Source organism: Hymenobacter ruricola (assembly GCF_015694525.1).
Taxonomy (GTDB): Bacteria; Bacteroidota; Bacteroidia; order Cytophagales; family Hymenobacteraceae; genus Hymenobacter; species Hymenobacter ruricola.
Genome location: NZ_JADQDM010000005.1, coordinates 188,396 through 210,876 on the forward strand (window position 1 = coordinate 188,396; position 22,481 = coordinate 210,876).

At 63.0% G+C, this 22,481-nt stretch carries 23 protein-coding genes; 15 read left to right on the forward strand and 8 right to left on the reverse strand.

The genetic code is table 11. From position 1 onward, the window contains the following. Positions 1-23: 23 nt before the first annotated feature. The 4 genes from I2H31_RS12325 to I2H31_RS12340 form a co-directional block, all read right to left on the reverse strand. On the reverse strand, positions 24-806 hold the full coding sequence (locus tag I2H31_RS12325; protein WP_196293341.1) for an alpha/beta fold hydrolase: 783 nt from the start codon (positions 804-806) through the stop codon (positions 24-26). Between the two features lie 11 nt (positions 807-817). After that, positions 818-1,414 carry an anthranilate synthase component II gene (locus I2H31_RS12330; protein ID WP_196293342.1) on the reverse strand — a complete coding sequence of 199 codons (597 nt, stop codon included), beginning with the start codon at positions 1,412-1,414 and terminating at the stop codon, positions 818-820. Between the two features lie 155 nt (positions 1,415-1,569). Next, positions 1,570-2,100: a CvpA family protein gene (locus tag I2H31_RS12335; protein WP_196293343.1), complete on the reverse strand. Its 531-nt coding sequence runs from the start codon at positions 2,098-2,100 to the stop codon at positions 1,570-1,572. Between the two features lie 94 nt (positions 2,101-2,194). Further along, the gene (locus tag I2H31_RS12340) at positions 2,195-2,656 is read right to left on the reverse strand and encodes a GatB/YqeY domain-containing protein (protein ID WP_196293344.1); all 462 of its coding nucleotides are present in this window, start codon (positions 2,654-2,656) and stop codon (positions 2,195-2,197) included. Between the two features lie 258 nt (positions 2,657-2,914). On the opposite strand from I2H31_RS12340, the gene I2H31_RS12345 reads away from it, so the two are divergent. From I2H31_RS12345 to I2H31_RS12355, 3 genes are all read left to right on the forward strand, one after another. Further along, a complete protein-coding gene (locus I2H31_RS12345; RefSeq protein WP_196293345.1) occupies positions 2,915-3,628 on the forward strand; it encodes a pyridoxine 5'-phosphate synthase in 714 nt (237 codons plus the stop codon). 465 nt (positions 3,629-4,093) lie between these two features. After that, positions 4,094-5,110: a tRNA 2-selenouridine(34) synthase MnmH gene (gene mnmH / locus I2H31_RS12350; RefSeq protein WP_196293346.1), complete on the forward strand. Its 1,017-nt coding sequence runs from the start codon at positions 4,094-4,096 to the stop codon at positions 5,108-5,110. 179 nt (positions 5,111-5,289) lie between these two features. After that, a complete protein-coding gene (locus I2H31_RS12355) occupies positions 5,290-8,526 on the forward strand; it encodes a T9SS type A sorting domain-containing protein (protein WP_196293347.1) in 3,237 nt (1,078 codons plus the stop codon). A gap of 74 nt (positions 8,527-8,600) precedes the next feature. On the opposite strand, the gene I2H31_RS12360 is transcribed toward I2H31_RS12355, so the two are convergent. Beyond that, on the reverse strand, positions 8,601-9,599 hold the full coding sequence (locus tag I2H31_RS12360) for an AAA family ATPase (RefSeq protein ID WP_196293348.1): 999 nt from the start codon (positions 9,597-9,599) through the stop codon (positions 8,601-8,603). A gap of 808 nt (positions 9,600-10,407) precedes the next feature. On the opposite strand from I2H31_RS12360, the gene I2H31_RS12365 reads away from it, so the two are divergent. The 9 genes from I2H31_RS12365 to I2H31_RS12405 all read left to right on the forward strand — a co-directional run bounded on the left by I2H31_RS12365 (position 10,408) and on the right by I2H31_RS12405 (position 17,016). Then, positions 10,408-10,575, forward strand: coding sequence for a PID-CTERM protein-sorting domain-containing protein (locus I2H31_RS12365; RefSeq protein ID WP_230687733.1), 168 nt, complete (start codon positions 10,408-10,410; stop codon positions 10,573-10,575). A gap of 93 nt (positions 10,576-10,668) precedes the next feature. Continuing rightward, positions 10,669-11,229, forward strand: coding sequence for an exosortase X (xrtX, locus tag I2H31_RS12370; RefSeq protein WP_196293350.1), 561 nt, complete (start codon positions 10,669-10,671; stop codon positions 11,227-11,229). Beyond that, a complete protein-coding gene (locus I2H31_RS12375; RefSeq protein ID WP_196293351.1) occupies positions 11,222-11,725 on the forward strand; it encodes an XrtX-associated membrane protein in 504 nt (167 codons plus the stop codon). Before xrtX ends, I2H31_RS12375 begins: the two co-directional genes overlap by 8 nt. 178 nt (positions 11,726-11,903) lie before the next feature. Continuing rightward, positions 11,904-12,980 (forward strand): 1,2-phenylacetyl-CoA epoxidase subunit PaaE, encoded by a 1,077-nt coding sequence (paaE, locus tag I2H31_RS12380; protein ID WP_196293352.1) that lies wholly within the window; start codon positions 11,904-11,906, stop codon positions 12,978-12,980. Between the two features lie 181 nt (positions 12,981-13,161). Then, positions 13,162-14,118, forward strand: a complete 957-nt coding sequence (paaA, locus tag I2H31_RS12385) for a 1,2-phenylacetyl-CoA epoxidase subunit PaaA (RefSeq protein ID WP_196293353.1) — start codon at positions 13,162-13,164, stop codon at positions 14,116-14,118. 137 nt (positions 14,119-14,255) lie between these two features. After that, positions 14,256-14,543 (forward strand): 1,2-phenylacetyl-CoA epoxidase subunit PaaB, encoded by a 288-nt coding sequence (gene paaB, locus I2H31_RS12390; RefSeq protein WP_196293354.1) that lies wholly within the window; start codon positions 14,256-14,258, stop codon positions 14,541-14,543. 5 nt (positions 14,544-14,548) lie between these two features. Continuing rightward, a complete protein-coding gene (gene paaC, locus I2H31_RS12395; RefSeq protein WP_196293355.1) occupies positions 14,549-15,343 on the forward strand; it encodes a 1,2-phenylacetyl-CoA epoxidase subunit PaaC in 795 nt (264 codons plus the stop codon). After that, positions 15,337-15,846, forward strand: coding sequence for a 1,2-phenylacetyl-CoA epoxidase subunit PaaD (paaD, locus tag I2H31_RS12400; RefSeq protein ID WP_196293356.1), 510 nt, complete (start codon positions 15,337-15,339; stop codon positions 15,844-15,846). The genes paaC and paaD overlap by 7 nt, the downstream gene beginning before the upstream one ends. 9 nt (positions 15,847-15,855) lie before the next feature. After that, positions 15,856-17,016, forward strand: a complete 1,161-nt coding sequence (locus I2H31_RS12405) for a 3-hydroxyacyl-CoA dehydrogenase NAD-binding domain-containing protein (RefSeq protein WP_196293357.1) — start codon at positions 15,856-15,858, stop codon at positions 17,014-17,016. A 9-nt stretch (positions 17,017-17,025) separates the two neighbouring features. Here the strand turns inward: I2H31_RS12405 and I2H31_RS12410 are convergent, their stop codons facing one another. From I2H31_RS12410 to I2H31_RS12420, 3 genes are all read right to left on the reverse strand, one after another. Next, positions 17,026-17,625, reverse strand: a complete 600-nt coding sequence (locus I2H31_RS12410) for a DUF6134 family protein (protein WP_317192222.1) — start codon at positions 17,623-17,625, stop codon at positions 17,026-17,028. A gap of 193 nt (positions 17,626-17,818) precedes the next feature. Then, positions 17,819-18,787 (reverse strand): arsenosugar biosynthesis arsenite methyltransferase ArsM, encoded by a 969-nt coding sequence (gene arsM / locus I2H31_RS12415; protein ID WP_196293358.1) that lies wholly within the window; start codon positions 18,785-18,787, stop codon positions 17,819-17,821. A 139-nt stretch (positions 18,788-18,926) separates the two neighbouring features. Further along, positions 18,927-19,715 (reverse strand): DUF547 domain-containing protein, encoded by a 789-nt coding sequence (locus tag I2H31_RS12420; RefSeq protein ID WP_196293359.1) that lies wholly within the window; start codon positions 19,713-19,715, stop codon positions 18,927-18,929. Positions 19,716-19,864: 149 nt separating this feature from the next. On the opposite strand from I2H31_RS12420, the gene I2H31_RS12425 reads away from it, so the two are divergent. From I2H31_RS12425 to I2H31_RS12435, 3 genes are read left to right on the forward strand one after another with little or no spacing between them, the layout of a single operon-like run. After that, positions 19,865-20,557, forward strand: a complete 693-nt coding sequence (locus I2H31_RS12425; RefSeq protein ID WP_196293360.1) for a TIGR04283 family arsenosugar biosynthesis glycosyltransferase — start codon at positions 19,865-19,867, stop codon at positions 20,555-20,557. Then, a complete protein-coding gene (locus I2H31_RS12430) occupies positions 20,557-21,555 on the forward strand; it encodes an NAD-dependent epimerase/dehydratase family protein (protein ID WP_196293361.1) in 999 nt (332 codons plus the stop codon). The genes I2H31_RS12425 and I2H31_RS12430 overlap by 1 nt, the downstream gene beginning before the upstream one ends. Next, complete coding sequence (locus I2H31_RS12435) at positions 21,512-22,375, forward strand: SDR family oxidoreductase (protein ID WP_230687736.1); 864 nt, start codon at positions 21,512-21,514, stop codon at positions 22,373-22,375. The genes I2H31_RS12430 and I2H31_RS12435 overlap by 44 nt, the downstream gene beginning before the upstream one ends. Positions 22,376-22,481 lie beyond the last annotated feature (106 nt).

Below are 22,481 nucleotides of genomic sequence, written 5' to 3' on the forward strand. Positions count from 1 at the left end.
GCCGGCCAAAAGATAACCGCCGTTTAGGCAGCAACGGCGATGGCTGCTTCGGTAGTACGCAAAAACCGGCGCAGGTAGGCGTTGAAGCCGGCAGGGCGTTCCATCATGGGGGCGTGGCAGCAGTGGTCGAGGAAGCGAAGCTCGGCGTGGGGCAGCAGGCGGGCAAACTCGTGGGCTACGGGCGGCGGGGTAATGGTGTCGTTCAGGCCCCAGACCAACAACGTCGGCACGGTGATTTTCGTCAACTCCTTACTCAAATTATGCCGCTGGGCCGACCGCGCGATGGCGATAATGCGCAGGCACTTGGCGTTGGAATTGGTGACGTTGAAGACTTCATCGACCAGCTCCTGGGTGGCCACGCCGGGGTCGTAAAACGTGTAGCCGACCCGCTCCTGCACGTAGGCGTAGTTGCCGCGCTTGGGGAAGGAGCCGCCCATGCTGTCCTCGAACAGGCCGCTGCTCCCCGTGAGCACCAGGCGGCTGACGCGGGCAGCGTTATTCAAGGTATAAACCAGGGCAATGTGGCCGCCGAGCGAGTTGCCCAGCACGGTGAACGTGGGCGGCAGGGCCAGGGCTTTCACAAAACCTTCGACGTAGGCCACCAGGCCCGGCACGCCGGCCTGGGTCAGGGGCATGTCGTAGACCGGCAGCAGCGGGATGATGACGCGGTAGTCGGGCGCAAACTCCTGCACCACGCCCTGCCAGTTGCTGAGGGCACCAAAGAGGCCGTGCAGCAGCAGCAGCACGGGGCCCTGGCCTTCGTCCACGTACTCGTACCCGTGTTGGTGCTGGTGGCGCAATTCCATCTCGTTTCTCGTCAGTTGCCGGCGGTTTTGGCAATGATACAACAGCGGAGCCAATTGGCCAAAATGGCCAGTCCGTGCGGAGTGAGCAGGGCTTCGGGGTGGAACTGGACGCCGTAGAGCGGCAGCGTGCGGTGGCGCAGGGCCATGAGCTCGGGCACCGGGCCGGTGGTGCGGGCCAGCGGCACGAGGGCCGGCGGCAGGGGCTCGCGCAGCAGCAGCGAGTGGTAACGCGTGACCGGCTGGATGGCCAGCAGGCCCGCAAAAAGCGCCTCATCGGGCTCGCACCGCATTTCCGACACCTTGCCGTGCACTGGCCGCGCCGCCCGGGCCACAGTGCCACCGAAGAACTCGCCCAGGGCCTGGTGGCCGAGGCACACCCCGAGCATGGGCACCTGCTGGTGGTAGCGCTCGATGACGGCGGGCATGACGCCGGCCTGGGCGGGTGTGCCGGGGCCGGGCGAGAGAACGATGGCATCGAAGGGCAGCTTCTGCAGTTCGGCCAGCGGCACATCGTTGCGCCGGACCGTGACTTCGGCGTTCAGCTGGCGCAGGTAGTCGGCCAAAGTGAAGGTGAAGGAATCGAAGTTGTCGAGCAGCAGCAGGCGCATGGGTTGAATGAAGACTTTTAGAATGAGGCAAAAGCCCGTCATGTCGAGCTTGCCAAAAAATCTCGCATGCTTTACCTAACTCTTACCCCAAGATTTAGTGGTGGCACGCGAGATGTCTCGGCAAGCTCGACATGACTGTTCTGGCTCCGTTCGGGCTACCCCTTCACAAACGCCGTGCGCATGCGCACCAGCAAATCCTGGGCGAAGGGCAGCACGTAGCCCGTGATTTGCAGAGCCAGCGGGGTGGCTTGCTGCACGATGGGCAGCACCTGCGAGCCCGCCACGAGGCCGGGTGAGAGCAGCGGCAGGCCCGCCAGCCGGGTGCCATGCAGCAGCAGGCTCAGGCCAACTATCCACTTGAGCACGCCGGCCACGCCGCCGAGCAGGTTGTCGAGCACGCCCAGCGGGGTGAGGTGCACGGCGGTTTTGAGCAGGCCGCCCAGCAGGTGCACGCCCCACATGATGCCCACAAATACCAGCGCAAACGACACCAGCGGCAACAGGCCAAACGCGTTGCCCACGTACTGCCGCACCAGCGGCACGGCCGCCGACAGCAGGCTCAGCCCCCCCACCACGGCCAGCACGAAGGCCAGCAGCGATACCACTTCCAGCACCAGCCCGCGCCGGTAGCCCTTCACGGCCCCGATGCCCAGCGGCAAGAGCAGCAAAATGTCCAGGGCCGTCATTGGTTGATTCGCTGATTATTTGATGTGCTGATGTGTTGATGCGTCTTGTTTTCCGGTTTGCCGCAGCACATCAGCACATCAGTCGATTAGCAAATCAAAGATTGGTGTTGTTCAGCAAGTGGCCCAACACGTCGGAGATGCGCTTGCCGTCGGCCTGGCCGGACAGCTCGCGGGCGGCCACGCCCATCACCTTGCCCAAATCTGAGGGGCCGGTGGCGCCCACGCGCTGGATGATGTGCACGAGGCGCTCCACGAGGTCGGCCTCGGAGAGCTGGGCGGGCAGGAACTCTTCGATGATGGCCAGCTCGGCCAGCTCGTTGGCTTCGAGTTCGGAGCGGAATTGCTCCTTGTAAATGGCGGCGGCGTCGCGGCGCTGCTTGGCGGCTTTGTTGAGGAGCTTGAGCTCGGCGTCGGGGGTGAGGGCGGCGCCGTGGGCGCCCTCGGCGGTTTCGGCCAGCATGATTTGCGATTTGATGCTGCGCAGGGCGGTGAGGCGCACTTTGTCTTTGGCCAGCATGGCTTGCTTGATGGCGGCGTCGATGGTGTCTTTGAGCATGGCGTTATCTGGGGTATGAAGGAATGAGGGTAAGCAGGCCGGAGGGAGAGAGGCTGCGGGGAAAGGGAGGCGTAAATTTGGCCCGAAGCTACGGCCCCGCTTGTCATCCTGAGCGCAGCGAAGGACCTTACCAACGCAGAAGGAGTAGCACCAATCAGCCAAAGCAAACGTGAGAAGGTCCTTCGCTGCGCTCAGGATGACAGCCTTTCCCAACAATTCTTACCCTCACGCCCTCCTGCTCTCATTCCCCCAACACCCGTGACCAAGCTCAGCGTCAACATCAACAAACTGGCCACCCTGCGCAACGCCCGGGGCCACAACCGCCCCGACATCCTGCAGGCCGCCCGCGACATCGAGCGCTTCGGGGCCGAGGGCATCACAGTGCACCCGCGGCCCGACGAGCGCCACATCCGCTACCAGGACGTGCGCGACCTCAAGTCCATCGTCACCACCGAGCTCAACGTGGAAGGCAACCCCACGCCGGATTTTCTGGGCCTGTGCCGCGAAGTGCGCCCCGAGCAGGTGACGCTGGTGCCCGACGCCCCCGACGCCATCACTTCTAACGCGGGCTGGGACGTGATTACGCACCGCAGCTTTTTACAGGACGTGGTGGCGGAGCTGAAAAGCCAGGGCGCCCGCGTCAGCATCTTCCTCGACCCCGACCTGGCCCTGGTGGAAGCCGCCGTGGCCACCGGCACCGACCGCATCGAGCTCTACACCGAAGCGTATGCGGTGCAGTACTCCCACGACCGCGAAGCCGCCGTGGCCCCCTACCGCGCCGCCGCCGCCCGCGCCGGCCAGCTGGGCCTGGGCGTGAACGCCGGCCACGACCTCGACCTCGACAACCTGGCCTGGCTGCACCAGCAGCTGCCCGAGCTGGCCGAAGTGAGCATCGGCCACGCCCTGGTGTGCGACGCCTTGTACTTAGGCCTCGAAAACACGGTGCAGCTGTACCGGCGGCAGCTGCGGTAGGCCGGACGCGCGCGTCTGGTTCCTCCGGAGAGCTTGAGAGGCACCGGCCGCGCGCGTCCGGCCACAATTTAGGTGGGCAGGAAGGGCCGGACGCGCGCGTCTGGTGCTTCTTAAGGGGGGGGTAGAATGCACCGAACGTCGGCGCCAGGTGCTTCTTAGGGGGGTAGGAAGGGCCGGACAGCGCTGCCCGGTGCCTCTTACCCCCTTAAGAGGCACCGGGCAGCGCTGCCGGGCCTGTCTGAAGGGGGTAAAATAGGCCGGGCAGCGCTGCCTGGCTGTTCTTAAGAGGGTAAGAGGCGTTTGGCAGCGCTGCCGGACGCTTCTTAAGGAGGTGAGAGGCACCGGGCAGCGCTGCCCGGTCTCGTTTGGGCTACTTGTGGCTGCGGCCTCACTTGTTTCTGTCGGTGGCTTCTCCGCCGGGCCGGGCCGTTACTTTTGCCGGCATCTCCTTCCACCTTCCCGCCCATGCCCCGCCATTCCCTTGCCGACTTCCAGGCCCTGCCCTACCCCATTCTGGACGTGCGGGCTCCGATTGAGTTTGCCCAGGGCCACGTGCCGGGCGCGCTCAACCTGCCCTTGTTCACGGACGAGGAGCGGGCCCGCATCGGCACTACGTATAAGCAGGTGAGCCAGGAGCGGGCCGTGCATTTGGGCCTGGAGTTTTTCGGGCCGAAGATGTCGACGATGGTGAAGCAGGCCAAAAAGCTGGCGCCCGGCAAGGAAGTGCGCCTGCACTGCTGGCGCGGCGGCATGCGCAGCGGCGCCGTGCTGTGGCTGCTGGAGCTGGCCGGCTTTAAGGTGCATTTATTAGATAAAGGCTACAAAGACTACCGCCGCGCCGTGCTGGCTTCGTTTGCCGAGCCCCGGTTGTGGCGCGTGCTGGGCGGCCTCACCGGCAGCGGCAAAACCGATGTGTTGCACGCCCTGGCCGCCGCGCCGCACCAGCAGCCCGTGCTCGACCTGGAGGGCCTGGCCCACCACAAGGGCTCGGCCTTCGGGGCCATCGGCCAGCCGGCCCAGCCCACACAGGAGCAGTTCGAAAACAACCTGGCCGCCGCCCTGGTCGATTTGCCTCCCGACGCGCCGGTGTGGGTGGAGGACGAAAGCCGTCAGATTGGCCGCCTCACCATCCCGCCCGCCCTGTTTGAGCAGCTGCGCACCGCCCCGCGCTACGTGCTGGAAGTGCCCCGCGCCGCCCGCGTGGCCAAGCTGGCCGCCGAGTACGGTGCCGAAAACCCTGCGGAACTGGCGGCGGCCATCGAGCGGCTGCGCAAGCGCCTGGGCGGCCTGGCCACCCAGCAGGCCCTGGCCGCCGTGGAAGCCGGCGACTTTGCCCGCATGGTGGAGTTGGTGCTCGATTATTACGACAAGACCTATACCTACGGCCTGGCCCAACGCCCCGGCGAGCCGGCCCGCACCTTCGTGCCCGTGGCCGGCTGCAACCCCGCCGCCAATGCAGCTACTTTGGTGCGCGCTACGTAAGCTCGGTCGATTAATTTCGGCTCTCCATCCCTAGAATGCCGGCTGCCCCCACGGGTTTGGCCGCTAATGCGTAATTTGGGCGCAGGTTGGCGTTTATCGTATCAGCCCACTGCCTCACTTCCCAGTACCCACACTGCCTAATTTCTCCATTTTCATATTACCCACTTTTCCCCTTTTTCATGTTTACAAACCTACAGACCCGGCTAAAAGCCGCTAGTCGGTGGTTGCCGGTGGCGGTTTTGCCCCTGCTGCCAGTCGCGGCAAATGCTCAGAGCCTCAACTATCCTGCGAGCAGCGCGACGGTGGTGAACGGCACCTTCACCAGCATTGCCACCACCGGCACGGCCATTACCACCACCAGCACGGACGACGCCAACTCGGCTGCTACGCCCATCGGCTTCACGTTTAGCTTCAACGGCCAAACGTTTACGGACTTCGTGCTCAACACCAACGGCTTCCTGAAGCTCGGCACCACGGCCCCTTCGGCCACGGCCATGTTCATCGCCGAGCCGGTGGGCTCCACCATTATTGACCCCTTCCAAAGCCCCAACGCGGCCGACGTCAACATCGTCGCTCCGTTCAATATTGACCTGACGGCGGGCAACGGCGCCGGCGGCGCGGGCTACCAGGTGGCCACCACCGGCACCGCGCCCAACCGCGTGACGACCATTCAGTGGACCAACGTGAGCGACAAAGCCGCCACCAACCCCACCCAGTACGCCAACATGAGCTTTCAGGTGAAGCTGTACGAAACCACCAACGTGGTGGAATTCGTGTACAGCGCGGCCACGGCCAGCACTGCGGCTTCGACCCTGCGCTTCACCCAGGTCGGCATGAAAGGCTCCGGCTTCGCCAACGGGCAATTTGTGCAGGCCCTCAAGCAGTCGGCCGCCGCCTGGAACACGGCCACGTTTGCTAATGCCATTTCCGGCACCACGCTCAACACCCTCAACATCCGCAATGCCGTGCCCCCGACGGCCGGCGTTACCTACCGCTTCGCGCCGGGCACCATCACGGCCCCGGCCAACGACAACTGCGCTGGCGCCGCCGCGCTGACGGTGGGGTCGTCCTGCACCAACGTCGTGGTTGACAACAGCCTAGCTACGGCTTCGACGGGTGCTCCGGCCCTCACCTCCACCGGTTGCTTCAACCCCGCCCTGACCATCGGCAACGACGTGTGGTACACCGTGGTAGTGCCCGCCACCGGCACAGTTACCGTCACCACCAGCGCCCTCACGGGTTCTACCGTGGACGACACCGGCATCCTCATCTACTCCGGTACGTGCAGCGCCCTCACCGAAGTTGGTTGCAGCGACGCCATTTCTGCCTCCAACGAGTTTTCGAGCGCGACTGTAACGGGCCGGGCCCCAGGCTCGACGCTTTACGTTCGGGTGTTCACCTACCCCGGCACGGACGCTGGCCGGTTTAACATTTGCGCCACCACGCCCGCGCCCAACGACGCAGCCGTGCGCATGGTGTACGCTCTCACCAAACTGCCCATTCCGCAAGGCGCGCCGCACACCGTGAGCGCCTACGTTACCAACACCGGCACCACCGCCCAGACGAACATTGTGGTAACCCTGAACGTGACGGGTGCCAACACTTTCACCAGCACGCGGACGGTGGCCTCGCTGGCCGTAGGCGCCAGCACCACGGTAACCTTTGACCCGTACGTGCCCACCACCGCCGGCAATAACACCGTCACGGTTTCGGTGCCCGCCGATGACAACACGGGCAACAACTCTTCGAGCGTGACCCAGGTTGTTAACACCTCGGATTACTCGTTCGCTGACGGCACCACGCCAACTTCGGCTCGTGGCTTTGGCGCCAGCACGACTTCGACGAACGCCTTCCTGGTGAAATACACGGCCAACACGTCGATAAACGTGACCCAGGTGCGCGCTTACCTGGTGAACTTTGCCGGCGCTCCCAGCCCCACCATCGGCAAAACGGTATATGCCGTGGTGATGAACCCCACCACAGGCGCCATTCTGGGCCGCTCGGCCGACCTGGTGGTAGCCGCCGCCAACGTCGACACCTACACCACCTTCACGCTGAACACGCCCGTGGCCCTGCCCGCCGGCGACTTCCTGGTGGGCCTGGCCCAGACCTATCAGACGGGTCAGACCCTGCAGTACTTCCCCATCGGTACCCAGGCCGAAGTATTCACCCAGGCTGGCCGCTACTACACCGCTTCGGCCATCACGGCCGCTGCCCCAACCGACGTAACCACCGTGACCGCGGCTACCCGCGACTACCGCTTCATGCTGGAAGCCGTGACCGCTTCGACCAGCGCCCCGGCTTGTAACCCGATTACCGGCATCGCCTCGACCGCCGTTACGCAGAACGGTGCCACCATCACCTTCACGGCGCCCACCGGCACCACCGGCTACGTGGTGACCTACACCGCCGCTAACGGCACGCCCGTCACCATCACGCCGGCCCCCACGGGCTCGCCCATCGTGCTGTCGGGCCTGGCTTCGGGCACTACCTACACCGTGAGCGTGGTTACTTCCTGCTCGGCCGGTGCCAACTCCATCCCGGTGACGACCACCTTCACCACCCTGCTGCCCCCCGCCACCTTTGCCGCGCTGCCCATCTCGGAAGGCTTTGAGGGCACCTGGATTAACGTGGGCGGCACCCGCGACGTGCCGAGCAACTCCTGGCGCAACACGCCCGCCACGGGCGACAACTCCTGGCGCCGCGAAGACGACGGCTTTGCTTCGGCTGGCTGGCAGTACGAAGCCTACGAAACCCCTCCGACCGGCAACCCCCCTCCCTACGTGACGCGTTCGAGCACCGGCAGCCACTCGGCTCGTTTCCACACCTTCGGTTCGGCCATCGGTGCCCAGGGCAAGTTTGACCTCTACGCCAACCTGAGCGGTGGCGCCGGCAGCCGCACGCTGACGTTTGACTTCATCAACCCCAGCGGCACGGACAAAGTGGACGTTTTCTACAGCACCGATGGTGGCGCAACGTTCACCACCACGCCCCTGCTGACGGCCACCACCAACACGACCTTTACGGCCAAATCGGTGGTTATCCCCAGCACCTCGGCTACGGCGGTGATTCGCTTCCAGGCCACTTCCGATTTCGGCAACGACGACATGGGCATCGACAACGTGCGCGTGAGCATCATTACGGCCAGCCGCAACGAAGCCTTGGCTGCTACCGTGGGCCTGTACCCCAACCCGGCGCACCAGCGCTTCACAGTGGCAGTGCCCGCCGGCAGCCTGCACGCCGCCACGGCTACCCTCACCAACGCGCTCGGCCAGACCGTGCTGACCAAGCAGCTGGCCCTGCCGGCGGCTGGTGGTACGGCCGACTTCGACGTGAGCCGCCTCGCCGCTGGCGTGTACTCGCTGCAGCTGAAGTCGGGCAACGACCTCGTGGTGAAGCGCGTGGTGGTTGAATAACCTGCCGCACTTCGCACAAAAAAGGGCTGACCGCATGGTCAGCCCTTTTTTTATGCCCTAGTGTTTCGCGGCGGCTAGCTGATGGGCACCTTGCGCAGGATGGCTTCAATCAAATCCTGGGTGCGAATGCCGTCGGCCTCGGCTTCGTAGGTGAGCAGGATGCGGTGGTTGAGCACGTCGGCGGCCACTTCCTTGATGTCCTCGGGCAGTACGTAGTCGCGGCCTTCGAGGTAGGCCACGGCCTTGGAGGCGCGGTGCAGGGCAATGCTGGCCCGCGGGCTGGCGCCAAACTGCACGGCCTGAGCAAACTCGGGCAGCTCATAATCGGCCGGGCGGCGCGTGGCAAACACCAACTCGATGAGGTATTTCTCCAGCGTGTCAGAAATCTGCACCTGGTTGATTTGCTGGCGGATGCCGAAGATGTCGGCCTGGGTGAGCACGGGCTGCACGTCTTCCACGAAGCTGAGGTTGGCCATGCGGCGCATCACCTCCAGCTCGTCGGCCTTCTTGAGATAGTCGACGTGCACTTTCAGCATGAAGCGGTCGACCTGGGCCTCGGGCAACGGGTAGGTGCCTTCCTGCTCCACGGGGTTTTGGGTGGCCAGCACCAGAAAGGGCAAATCGAGCGGGTAAGTGGTATCGCCGATGGTGACCTGCTTTTCCTGCATGGCTTCGAGCAGAGCGCTCTGCACCTTGGCCGGCGAGCGGTTGATTTCGTCGGCCAGCACAAGGTTGGCGAAAATCGGTCCTTTCTTCACTTCGAAGATGGACTGGTTCTGGTTGTAAATCATGGTGCCCACTAGGTCAGAAGGCAGCAAATCGGGCGTGAACTGCACGCGCTGGAAGTGCAGGTGCAGCACCTTGGCCAATGTAGAGATGGTGAGGGTTTTGGCCAGTCCGGGCACGCCTTCGAGCAGGATGTGCCCGCCCGTGAACAAGCCAATGAGCAGACGTGTGAGCAGCGGCTGCTGGCCCACCACCACCTTGCCCATCTCGGCAAATACCTGGCGGATGAGGGGGTGATAATCGGCGGGGGAAGCCACTGGAATGGAGGTATCGGAAGCAGGGAGCATAACGAAATAACGAACTGAAAAGGAGCCGCAAGGTAGGTTCCCATTGGGGTTTGGCCTTTGCCGCTCCACCACGCACCGGTTGAGCTGCCAGCTGTGAGAAGAGAAAATATTATTACTTCATAAATATGAACTATCCCGAGAAATATCCGCCAGTGCAGAACGCATCATGTTATGGCTTACTTGCTTCAACTATTTACCAGCGAGTTATTACAATCACATTGTTGGGGACGAGCCTTTCGCGGAAACGTAGCTTTCCATTGTAGAAAGCGGTACCTTAACTCATTGAAGTCCCTTAAAGCTCCTAAAGGAATAGCTTCGGGGCCTCCGCTACGGGCTGTTTTTGCCTTATGCGTTCTTTCACGTCACTATCGACCAATTCAGCGGGCCAGGGACCTTGCCGTACTTAGCAGCACCAGTAGCCTCTACGCTGGCAGCAATCGATGGATTTGCGACTATTACGAACGCCTGTACCAATGTTGCGGCCGCCAAGAGGAAAGCCTATCTCGTTAGATTCCAGGTTTTATCCGACGCTACCGCAAATTTTAACACCCGATTGCAGCCGATGGCGTATACATGCTCTTCCCATGCCAGCCCTCATCGAATGTACTGTTATTGAATAATAATAGGATGAATTTGGAATGCTAATTCAAATAACCTGTGCGGACTGGGTTTGTATTCCAAAACATTGCTTTACATTTACTCTTGCTGATTTACCACTGCCGACATTTCACTTACCTCGTTCACCTTTACAGCATTTCGCATGAAATCATTTTTCCTAACTCGTTTGCTACCGGTATGCGTTATGCTTGTGGCATTTGCTGAAACTGTTCTGGCTCAAGGCCCCGTCACCGGTGGCCCGGCCCCCGGCACCCCCGCCGCCACCGACGTGCCGCTCGACGGTGGCGCTTCGCTGCTGTTGGCCGGCGGCGTGGCCTACGGTCTCAAGCGCCTGCGCGACCGCCGCAAGAAGGCGTAGCATTGCGGTTGCGGCACGCCCGCGCCCTCCGACGGCCTTCCCAATGGGGAGGGCCGTCTTTTTTTGCTGCCCGCCCTGTATCTTGCCGGCCTTATGACTCCTTCTGCTCCCACCACCGGCGCCCTGCCCGACAACCGGCTGCTGTTCCGCTTTTTGCTGGTGGCCGTGGCCCTGTACCTGGCGTGGTTTTTTGGCTACCAGCAGTGGCTGGGGCCCGATGGGCGCCTCGATGCGGTGCTGTGTGCCCAGATTACCCGCGCCAGCGTGGGCCTGCTGCAAGCGCTGGGCTTTGATGCGGCCGTGGGCCCGACCTACGACCAACTGGTGCTGATGAATGGACAGCCTTCGGTCATCGTGTACCCGCCCTGCAACGGCTTGGTTTTGTATGCCTTGTTTGCGGGCTTTGTGCTGGCGTTTCCGGGACCGTGGCGGCGGAAAGCGTGGTTTGTGCCGGTGGGGGTGGCCGTCATCTGGGGCCTGAACGTGCTGCGCGTGGCGGCCCTGGCCCTCAACCACCACTACTCCCACCAAACCGTCGAATTCAACCACCACTACACCTTCAATTTCGTGGTGTACGGCTGCATTTTCGGTCTCTGGATGCTGTGGGCCCGTCGCTTGGCGGTAGCACCTTCAACCAGCCGCGCCCGTGCCTGACGCGGTGCTGCGGCCGGGGCCTTCGCTGAGCGCGCCCGTGCGCTGGGCGCTGGTGGGCGCGCTGCTGGCCGCGTTGCTCCTGCTTGGCGTCTACGACGTGCCGGTGCTGGCCTTCCTCACCAAATGGTGGCTGTGGGCGCTAGCCGCCGTGGGCCTGCGCCAGCAGGTCGAAACCCTGCAGCAGGGCATCAGCGGAAGCGTGGTGAAACGGCTGCTGCCCGCCGTGGCCACGTATGCGGTTGTTTATCTGGGCGTTTGCTTGTTGCTGCTGCGGCTGTTGCTGCCGTCGCCCGCGCAGTGGCGCCTTGTGCTGTGGCTGTATGCAGGCACGCTGGCGGTGTACGTGGCGCTGGTGGCGTTTGGCAAGTTGGGCGGCGACGTGGCTTGGGCGTACCGGCTCAGCCGGCAGCTACTGGATTTTGTGGTGAGCCCCTTGCCCGTGGCCGGCCTCTACGTGCTGCTGCGCTCCGGCTTTGGGGCCCGGGCGCAGAATTGAAGCGGGCAAAAGCTGGCCGGCTATCCATTTTTCCTTATTACCACAAAACAAACACTCGTTAGCTTTTCCAGTTATTTGATTACCTTTGCAGTGCAGTCAGAAGGTTCTTTTTCTGCTTGCAAACACTGGCCAGTACCCGACTAGCCAGTCAATTACGCAGCTCATCCCCTTCCCACCCATGAGCCGGTTTCACAAACTCAAAATCAAAAACATTCGCCGCGAAACGCCCGACTGCGTTTCGCTGGCGTTCGACGTGCCGGCCGAGCTGCGCGAAACCTTTCGCTACACCCCCGGCCAGTACCTGACGCTGCGCCGCGAGCACCAGGGCGAGGAATTGCGGCGCTCCTACTCCATCTGCAGCAGCCCGCTCGATGACGAATGGCGCGTGGCCATCAAGAAAGTGCCCGAAGGCCGGTTTTCGACCCTGGCCGTGGACGGCCTGCACGCCGGCGACACCCTGGAGGTGATGCCGCCGCAGGGCCGCTTCTCGCCCAGCCTGCACCCCACGCAGGCCAAGCGCTACGTGCTGTTTGCGGCCGGCAGCGGCATCACGCCCATTCTGAGCATTGCCAAAACAGTACTTCTGACCGAGCCTGGCAGCCACGTGTATCTGGTGTACGGCAACCGGGGCCGCAACTCTATTATCTTCAAGGAAGCCATTGAGGGCCTGAAAAACAAATTCCTGAACCGGCTGAGCGTGTACCACGTGCTGAGCCGCGAGCAGGGCGACAGCGAGTTGTTTTTCGGCCGCCTCGACTACGCCAAGGCCACGGAGCTGCTGCAAAAGATTGTGCCCGCCACGCAACTCGACGAAGCCTACATCTGCGGCCCGGAGGAGATGATTCACGGCGTGAAGCAGGCCTTGGCCGAGGCCGGCGTGGCCCCGGAAAAAATTCATTTTGAGCTGTTTGCTTCCACCAGCAGCCCGGCCAATGCCAAAGCTACCGCGCCGCGCCCGGTAGGCGACGACGACCAAAAAAGTCAGGTAACGGTGCGCCTCGACGGCCGCGCTTACCCGCTGGCCATGTCGTACTACGGCGACACGGTGCTCGATGCCCTGCTGGCCATTGGCGTGGATGCGCCCTATTCCTGCAAAAACGGCATGTGTAGTACCTGCCGCGCCCGCGTCACGGCCGGCACGGCCGAGATGGACGTAAACTACTCGCTGTCGGACACCGAATTGGCCAAAGGTTACGTACTTACCTGCCAGGCCCGGCCTACCACGCCAGAAGTCACGGTTGACTTCGACCAGTAGCAAGCAGTAAGGAACGTCATGTCGAGCTTGTCGAGACATCTCGCGTGGTGTTACTAATTCGTTTTCAACGATTGAAACGATTGAATTACTACTCCGAGCGAGATGTCTCGACAAGCTCGACATGACGTTCTGAATTAGTACTCCACTGTCCATCCTTCCACTCTAAACCCCACCCAGTCCCATGGAAACGCTCGAAAAAGTCCTCACCCCGGAAGAACAGTTTCAGGCCCGCATCGACGCGGACATCCGCATCGAGCCCAAGGACTGGATGCCGGACGCTTACCGCAAAACCTTGATTCGGCAGATTTCGCAGCACGCGCACTCCGAGTTGGTGGGCATGCTGCCCGAAGGCAACTGGATTACGCGGGCGCCTTCGCTCAAGCGCAAATCCATTTTGCTGGCCAAGGTGCAGGACGAAGCCGGCCACGGCCTCTACCTCTACAGCGCCGCCGAAACGCTGGGCACCACCCGCGACCAGATGCTGGCCGACCTGCACTCCGGCAAGGCCAAGTACAGCAGCATTTTCAACTACCCCACCCTGAGCTGGGCCGACATGGGCTGCGTGGGCTGGCTGGTGGACGGCGCCGCCATCCTGAACCAGGTGCCGCTGTGCCGCACCAGCTACGGCCCCTACGCCCGGGCCATGGTGCGGGTGTGCAAGGAAGAAAGCTTCCACCAGCGCCAGGGCTTCGAGGTGATGCAGACGCTGTGCGAAGGCGCGCCGGTGCAGAAGGAAATGGCCCAGGAAGCCCTCAACCGCTGGTGGTGGCCCACGCTGATGATGTTCGGCCCGAAAGACGCCGACTCGCCCAACACGGCCCAGAGCATGAACTGGCGCATCAAGCGCTTCACCAACGACGAGTTGCGCCAGAAATTCGTGGACATGATGGTGCCCCAGGCCGAATTTCTGGGCCTGACCGTGCCCGACCCGCTGGTGAAATGGAACGAGGAGCGCCAAGCCTACGACTTCGGTGAAGTGAACTGGGACGAGTTTTGGGCCGTGGTGAAGGGCAACGGCCTCTGCAACCACGAGCGCCTGCAGGCCCGCGTGCAAGCCCATGAGGAAGGCGCCTGGGTGCGCGAGGCGGCCAATGCCCACGCGGCCAAGCGCGCCGCACGGGAAGCGGTGGTGGCGTAAACCACAACGTCGGTCATCCTGAGCGCAGCGAAGGACCTTCTCGCGTTTGCGCAAATCATAATGCTCCAAACTATCCCGGCGTGAGAAGGTCCTTCGCTGCGCTCAGGATGACAGAAAAAATTGTCGAATCAATCAAAATGAACCAGTCTGAATGGCCTCTCTGGGAGGTTTTCATCCGCAGCAAGCAGGGGCTTGACCACAAGCACGTGGGCAGCCTGCACGCCGCCGACGCCACCATGGCCGTGCAAAACGCCCGCGACGTGTACACGCGCCGCCTCGAAGGCGTGAGCATCTGGGTGGTAGAGTCGAAGCACATCCACGCCTCCAACCCCGACGACTCGGAGGCCTTCTTCGACCCAGCCGCCGACAAAGTGTACCGCCACCCTACCTTCTACGAGGTGCCGAATTCCATCAAACACATGTAACCGCCATGCTGCCGCAAAACCATTTCAGCGCTGCTGATGCTGCTCCGGCCACCGCGCCGTTGTTTCCCTTCGTGCTGCAGCTGGCCGACACCAGCCTGATTCTGGCGCACCGCCTTTCGGAATGGTGCGGGCACGGCCCCGTGCTGGAGCAGGATTTGGCCATGGCCAACATTGCGCTCGACCTGCTGGGCGAGGCGCGCAGCTACTACCAATACGCCGCCGAGCTGGAGGGCCAGGGCCGCACCGAAGACGACCTCGCCTACCTGCGCAGCGCCGTGGAATACCGCAACCCGCTGCTGGTGGAGCAGCCCAACCACGACTTTGCGCACACCATTCTGCGGCAGTTTTTGTTCGATAATTTCCACTACCACCTGCTAAAGGCGCTGCTGACCTGCCCCGACGCGCAGCTGGCCGCCATTGCGGAGAAGTCGGTGAAAGAGGCTTCTTACCACCTCAAGTGGAGCTCGGAATGGGTCATTCGCCTCGGCGATGGCACCCCCGAAAGCCGGCAGCGGCTGGACAAAGCCATTGCTACGCTCTGGCGCTTTGGCGAGGAATTGACTACGCCCACGGCTATGGAAAAGGCCCTGCAGGAAGTGGGCGTGCTGCCCGACTACGCGGCGCTGAAGCCGGCCATGCAAGCCCACACTGAGTACGTTTTTGCCGAAGCCACGCTGCCGCTGCCGACCCAGGTGTTTGCGCAGCAGGGCGGCAAAAACGGGCGCCACACCGAGCATCTGGGCTATTTATTGTCGGAGCTGCAATACATGCAGCGCACTTACCCCGGCCTGACGTGGTAAACGCCGTTGCTCCTACCGAAGCCCACATCTGGCAACTGCTGGAAGAAGTGAGCGACCCCGAAGTGCCGGTGCTCAGCATCCTGGATTTGGGCATCGTGCGCGGAGTGACCATAGCGGGCGAGCAGATTACCGTGACCATCACGCCCACCTATTCGGGCTGCCCGGCCATGAACGTCATTGCCACCGAAATCCGGCTGCGCCTGCTGGCCGAGGGCTACCCGAACGTGGTGATTCACAACCAACTCAGCCCGGCCTGGACGACGGACTGGATGAGCCAGGCCGGCCGCGAGAAGCTGGAAGCCTACGGCATTGCCCCGCCCGTGGACGGCACGGCTACCGGCCACGTACTCAACCTTTTTGGAAAAGACACGGCCGTGCGCTGCCCCGTTTGCAAGTCGACGCACACGCATTTGGTGAGCCAGTTTGGCTCCACGGCCTGCAAGGCGCACTACCAGTGCGACGATTGCCTGGAGCCCTTCGACTACTTCAAATGCCACAACTAGCCTGAAAGCATGACTATTGGAATCATCGGCAGCGGGGCCATGGGCGCGGGCATTGCGCAAGTGGTGGCCGTGGCCGGGCACGACGTGTACCTGCTGGACCAAAGCGCCACGGCGCTGGAAAAAGCCACGGCTGGCATCGGCAGCGCCCTGCGCAAGCTGGCTGAGAAAGGCAAAATGGGCACCGAAGCCGCCGAGGCCGCCGTGGCCCGGCTGCGCCCCACCACCGACATGCAGGACTTTGCCGGCTGCGGGCTGGTGCTCGAAGCCATTGTGGAAGAGCTGGCGGTGAAGCAGCAGGTATTTCGGCAAGTCGAGGCCGTGGTTTCGGCCGAATGCGTGCTGGCCAGCAATACCTCGTCGCTGTCCATCGCCTCCATTGCGGCGGCCTGTCAGCGGCCGGAGCGGTTTATTGGCATCCACTTTTTCAATCCAGCCCCGCTCATGGCGCTGGTCGAAATCATCCCGGCCGTGCAAACGCGCGAAGGCTTGGCCGAGGAAATTCGCCGCCTGGTGCAGAGCTGGGGCAAGCTGCCGGTGCTGACCAAGGACACGCCCGGCTTCATCGTGAACCGCGTGGCGCGGCCCTTCTACGGCGAGGCCATCCGGCTGCTGGAAGAAGGCGTGGCCGACATGGCGACCATCGACTGGGCCCTGACCGAGTTGGGCGGTTTCCGCATGGGCCCGTTCGCACTCATGGATTTCATCGGCCACGACGTGAACTACCGCGTCACGGAATCAGTCTTCACCGCTTTCTTTTTCGACCCGCGCTTCAAGCCTTCTTTCACCCAGAAGCGCCTGTTTGAAGCCGGCTACTACGGCCGCAAGTCGGGCCGCGGCTTCTACAGCTACGCCACCGACGCCACGCCGCCCGAACCGACGCGCGACGAGCAGCTGGGCCAGCAGATTCTGACCCGCGTGCTGGCCATGCTTATCAACGAAGCCGTGGATGCGCTGGCCCTCAACGTGGCATCCAAAACGGACCTGGAGCTGGCCATGACCAAGGGCGTGAACTACCCCAAAGGCCTGCTGGCCTGGGCCGATGAGCTGGGCTTGCCGCAGGTGCTGGCCACGCTCGATGGCCTGTACGACGAGTACCACGAGGACCGGTACCGCGCCAGCCCGCTGCTGCGCCGCATGGTGCGGGCCGGCGAAACGTTCGCGGCCCGGTAGCCCGGCCCTTCACGGCAGCAGCCGGATGATGAAGTTTTTGAGCGGGTTTTTCTTGATGATGGTGACCAGCTGGCCGTTGGCGTACTGGTACTCGTCTTCGCGGCCGTCGCGCAGGGCGCGGGTAGTGCCGTCTTTGGCTCGGCTCAGGGCGAAATAATCACCAAAATACTCCCCGAAAGCGCGCGGCTGCCCGGCGGGCTCGGCAAAAAATAAATCGGTGACGGTGTAGCGGATGGGCTGGGCTTGGGTCGCTTCGTAGTGGTGCTTGTACTGGTCGGCGAGGATGGTGTAATGGTCACCTTTCCACTCGGTGCGCGACGCAAAATCGCCCTGGTTGGTGTGCGCCTCTACGGTCGAAAGCAACAGCTGGCCGTTGCGGAAGCGGTTCATTACCTGATAGTAAATCTTCAGGTGGTAGAACAGGAAGTTCACTTTCACGTCGCTCACCAGCGTGTACACTTGCTCCGGGCCCACGGGTGGCTGGCGCGTGGCCGTCATGGTGCCCACCTGAATGCCGGCCACTTCGATGGCGTAGCGGCGGGTTTCGGCCACCGCGGGTTTGGCGGCCTGGGCGTGGGCAGCCACGGGCAGCGCGCAAAGCCAAAGCACTGCGAGCAAGAACCTATGAAGTAGAGGGCGAGCCGCTGTCAAAAATGGAAGAGAAAAAAGAACGTCATGTCGAGCTTGTCGAGACATCTCGCGTGGGGTAGTAACCCAAACGTAGGGATTACTTCGGCACGCGAGATGTCTCGACAGGCTCGACATGACGTTCGGGTAAGCGACTATTGACCGGCGCTGTTGCCTAGCAGCAACCGCCGCCGTCGTAGTGGTAGGTCGACGGCGAGACGAAAATGTCGTCGCGGCCGAGGGCGAGCAGGGCGCCAGCGGTTTTGTCGCACACGGCCAGGGGCTGGTTGGCCATCAGCACGTGGCCTTTCTGGTCGTCGAACAGTTCTTCGCCGCCGTAGTAAATGGCGGTGCGCCCCGTGAAAATGCACGGCCCATCGGCCGGCATCGGGTCTTTGATGGCGCACACCTCCACGCTTTCGATGTAAATGAGCTCATCGGTGGCGTAGTGGCCGGGGGCCAGCACGCGGTAGGCCCGCTTGGCGCGCACCTCCACGGTGCCGAAACCGACTTCCGTAATCATGTGCAAGTATTCCTGCAGCGGCAGCGAGCCGGTGAGGCAGAGGGCGCGCAGGCGCTCGTCGGCGCGCAGTTCGGCCGACATGGGCTGCTCGCAGGTAGGGTCCGACATCACGAGGCGGCCGTGGGGCTTGAGCACGCGGTAGGTTTCCTGTAGGGCACGCCGGAGGTCGTCGGCCTTGAAAATGTTGAAGAGGCAGTTTTGGGCGGCCACGTCCACGCTTTCGTCGGCCACGGGCAGGCTGAGGGCGTCGCCGGCCCGCAGGTCGATGAATTCGCGCTTGAACCAGTCGTTTTCCTGCTCGGCCGTTTCCATGTTCTGGCGCGAGGCTTCCAGCATCTCGTCCACCACATCCACGCCGATGACGGCCCCCGGGCGGCGGCTGAAATAGGCAAACTGGAGCAGCTCCATGCCGCCGCCCACGCCCACGTAGAGCACGGTGGGGCTGTTGGTGAGGTCGCGCGGGTTTACGGTGCTGCCGCAGCCATAGTTCATGGCCAGCATGCGTTTGGGGATGCTGAGGCCGGGCAGTTGCCACACGGGGTTGGTGGTGCAGCACAGGCCCACCTGGGGCTCCTGGGCCGCCTGGCGGTACACGTCGGCAGTGGTTTCGAGGTAACTCATTAGAAGAATTAAGGGCTATGTTAGAGTTTCGATTGAATTCTGAACGTCATGCAGAGCGCAGCGAAGCATCTTTACCGCAGCAGCAATCAGGTTTACTATTGCGATAAAGATGCTTCGCTGCGCTCGGCATGACGCTCTTCTACTGCTGGTTCAGGCTCCAGTTGTAGTCGAGGTAGGAAATGGGCGTCTTGTCGTCAATTTTGGTGGTCGAATACTTGTTGACCCACTTCGCCACCGACTGGCCGTTTTTGGTCCAGTCGCCCTTGTACCAATCAAAGTATTTCGAGAGCTGGGCGCTGCCTTTGCCAATCTTGTTTTTGGCCGGATTGTTCAGAAAATCACGGCCCTGGTCATCAAGCTGGCTGTCGAGCTTGGCGGCGGTGTAGGCCTCGTTGCGTAGGCGCGGGCAGCTCATGGAAGCACACACCAGCGCGAAGTGAATGCGCGGGTCGTCGTACTTCTTGCGCAGCGTGCCGTGCTCAATGTTATCCAGGCTCATCTTCTCGCCGCCGATGCTGAAAAACTTGATGGCCCAAGGCGTGGTCACGAACGGAATCTTGATTTTCGAGCCAATGTCCTTGATGCTCTGCACCGGGTAGTGGTCGAGGATGAGGCGGATGGTGTACGCATTGTAAGCGTTTATCCAATAGGCCATTTGCTCCTGTTTGCTCCAGCTGGCGGCCGGGGCGTTTTTGCTGAGCAGGTCGAGGTACTGGTTGAAGGCGGCCTGGTCGGCTTTGAAGCCCTTGTAGTCCACCAATCCCTTGGCGCTGACGTGCTTTTTCAGCAGCTTGTCGAAAGCCGAATGGTCGACGGCGGCCGGAGCGGGCATTGCGGCGGGCGCAGCCACCGGCCCCGGCGCGGCCCCGGCAGCCGGCGCGGCAGCGAAGGCGGCTGCGGCCAACATCAGAAAGAGGTTTTTTCTCATAAATTCGGGTTGTTGACTGGAATATACGGCGGCGGTTGGTCGCAAAGATTGGCAGCGGCCCAACTCTCTGCGGCCGCGTTTGCGTAAGCGGGGCGTCAACGGGGCTTTCGGGTTTGAAAAAATCCGGAAGTTGCGCTTTCTTTCCGCCTATGTCCTTCACCGTCATCATTCCCACCTTCAACGAAGCCGCCGGCATTGCCCGCCTCGTGGCCGACCTGCGCCGGCACGCCCCCGGCGGCGAGGCGGAAATACTGGTGGTGGACGCCCACAGCCCCGACGGCACCGCCGAACTGGCCCGCCGGGCCGGTGCCACCGTGCTGCTCAGCCCGCGGCCCGGCCGCGCCGCTCAAATGAACCTCGGCGCTGCCCACGCCACCGGCGACATTCTCTACTTTGTGCACGCCGACGTCGGCATTCACCCCGATTACGTGGCCACCATCCGACAGGCCGTGGCGGCGGGCCACGAAGCCGGCTGCTACCGCTTCCGCTTCGATTCGCGGCACCCGCTGCTGCGAATCAACAGCTACGGCACGCGCTTTAAGGGCATCATGAGCCGGGGTGGCGACCAGACCTTATTCATTACCAAAGAGTTGTTTCAGCGGCTGGGCGGGTTCAACGAGCGGTTCGTCATCATGGAAGACTTCGAAATCATCCGGCACATTCGGCGGGTAGCCTCGTTCTACATCGTGCCGCAGGACGTGGTGGTGTCGGCCCGCAAGTACGAAACCAACAGTTGGCTCCGCGTGCAGTTGGCCAATCTCACGGCCTTCGCCATGTTCTTTCTCAACGTGTCGCCGCCCCGCATCGCGCGCACCTACAAGGCCCTCCTCAACTACCGCTAATGGCCGGCCGCGCACTCGTTACCGGCGCCAATGGCTTCCTGGGCCGCCACGTGGTGCAGGAACTGGTGCAGCGCGGCTACATTGTGCGGGCGCTGCTGCGGCCCGGCACCGCGCCGCCTTTCCCGGCGGAGTGGGCAGTGGAATATTGCGAAGAGGACCTGGCGCGCCCCATCGACATGGCCACTCTGGTTACCCTAGTCAGGGGCTGCGAATCCATCATTCACGCGGCGGCCCTGGCCCAGGTGAACCCGGCGCGCAACCCCGACGTGCTGCTGGCAAACATCGGCGGCACCGAAAATGCCCTGCGTATGGCCCGCGAAGCTGGCGTGGGCCGTTTCGTGTACGTGGGCACGGCCAACGTTTTCGGCTTTGGCTCCAGAAGCAGCCCCGGCGACGAAACCCGGCCCTACGCCGGCCAGCGCTACGGCCTCGACTACATGGACAGCAAAGTAGCTGCTGCTGAATTAGTACGTCGCGCCGTTTCTGGCTGGCAGCTGCCGGCGGTGCTGGTGCATCCCACGTTCATGCTCGGGCCCGGCGACGCGAAGCCGACCTCCAACGCCCTGCTGCTGGAGCTGTACCACGGCCGCTTGCCCGGCTACCCGCCCGGCGGCAAAAACTACGTGCACGTGCGCGACGTGGCCACGGCCACCATCAACGCCCTGACGATGGGCCGGGTGGGCGAGTCATACATTTTGGGCAACGAAAACCTGAGTTACCGCGAAGCTTTTGCGTTGATAGCCGGTTGTTTGGGTGTAAAAACGCCGCGCTGGCCCATTCCGGCGGGCCTGGCCACAATCTATGGCCAGCTCTGCGACGTAAAGGCTAAGCTGACCGGCCGCCCGGCGCCGCTGAACGCCGCCATGGCCGCCGTGGCCAACGACGGCCATTACTTTACCGCTCAGAAAGCCCGCGCCGAGCTGGCCCTGCCCCAAACCCCCATTGCCCAAGCCGTTGCCGAATCCTTCGCCTGGTTTAAAGCCCACCGCTACGTCTGATGCCCGGCCGGGCCCGTTTGCCGGCCGGGTGGCCATTGTCACGGGGTCCGAATCGGGCATTGGGCGCGAAACGGCGCGCCTGCTTTGCGCGCAGGGCGCTGCCGTGGTGCTCAACGGCCGCAACGCCGAACGGCTGGAGCACACCCGCCGCACGCTGGCTGAGGCCGGCTTTGCCGTGGCCAGTTGCGTGGCCGACGTCACCGACTACGCGGCTTGCGAGCAATTGGTCAAAACGACCGTTGAGGCTTTCGGCCGGCTTGACATTCTGGTCACCAATGCCAGCATTTCGCAGCGCGCTTATTTCGCCGACATGCAGCCGGAAGTCTTCAAGCAGGTGCTCGACAGCAACGTGTACGGCTCGGTGTTTCCGCTCAAGGCCGCGCTGCCGCAGCTGCTGAAGTCGCGGGGCAGCGTCACGTTTATTTCCTCCATTTCGGCCCTCAATGGCATGCCCAGCGGCTCGGCCTACTGCGCGGGCAAGGCGGCCGTGGCCAACTTGGCCCACACCCTGCGGCTGGAGCTGGCCGGTACGGGGGTGCATTTCGGGGTGGTGCACATCGGCTTCACCCAAAACGACCCCGAGAAGCGCGTGCTGGCCGCCGACGGGCAGCCGGTGCCCATAGCTCACCGCCCGCCGCGCTGGCAGAAAAGCCAGGCCGAGGTGGCGGCCATCATCCTGGAGCACATTCGGCGGCGGCGGCAGCGCACCGTCATTTCGGCCCTGGGGCAGTTGATTGTGCTGGTGCACACCTACTTCCCGCGGCTCGGCGACTGGGTGGTGCGGACTACCATGCGCCGAATGCGACATTTCTACGAATGACGGGGTTGTTAAATCTGCGGGCTTCCGCTTTCTCGTAAGGTTCAGCGGGCGGCTCCGTCCATTAACTTGCTTTTATTCTTACGGTTGGGTTTTCGTCGCCATCCGC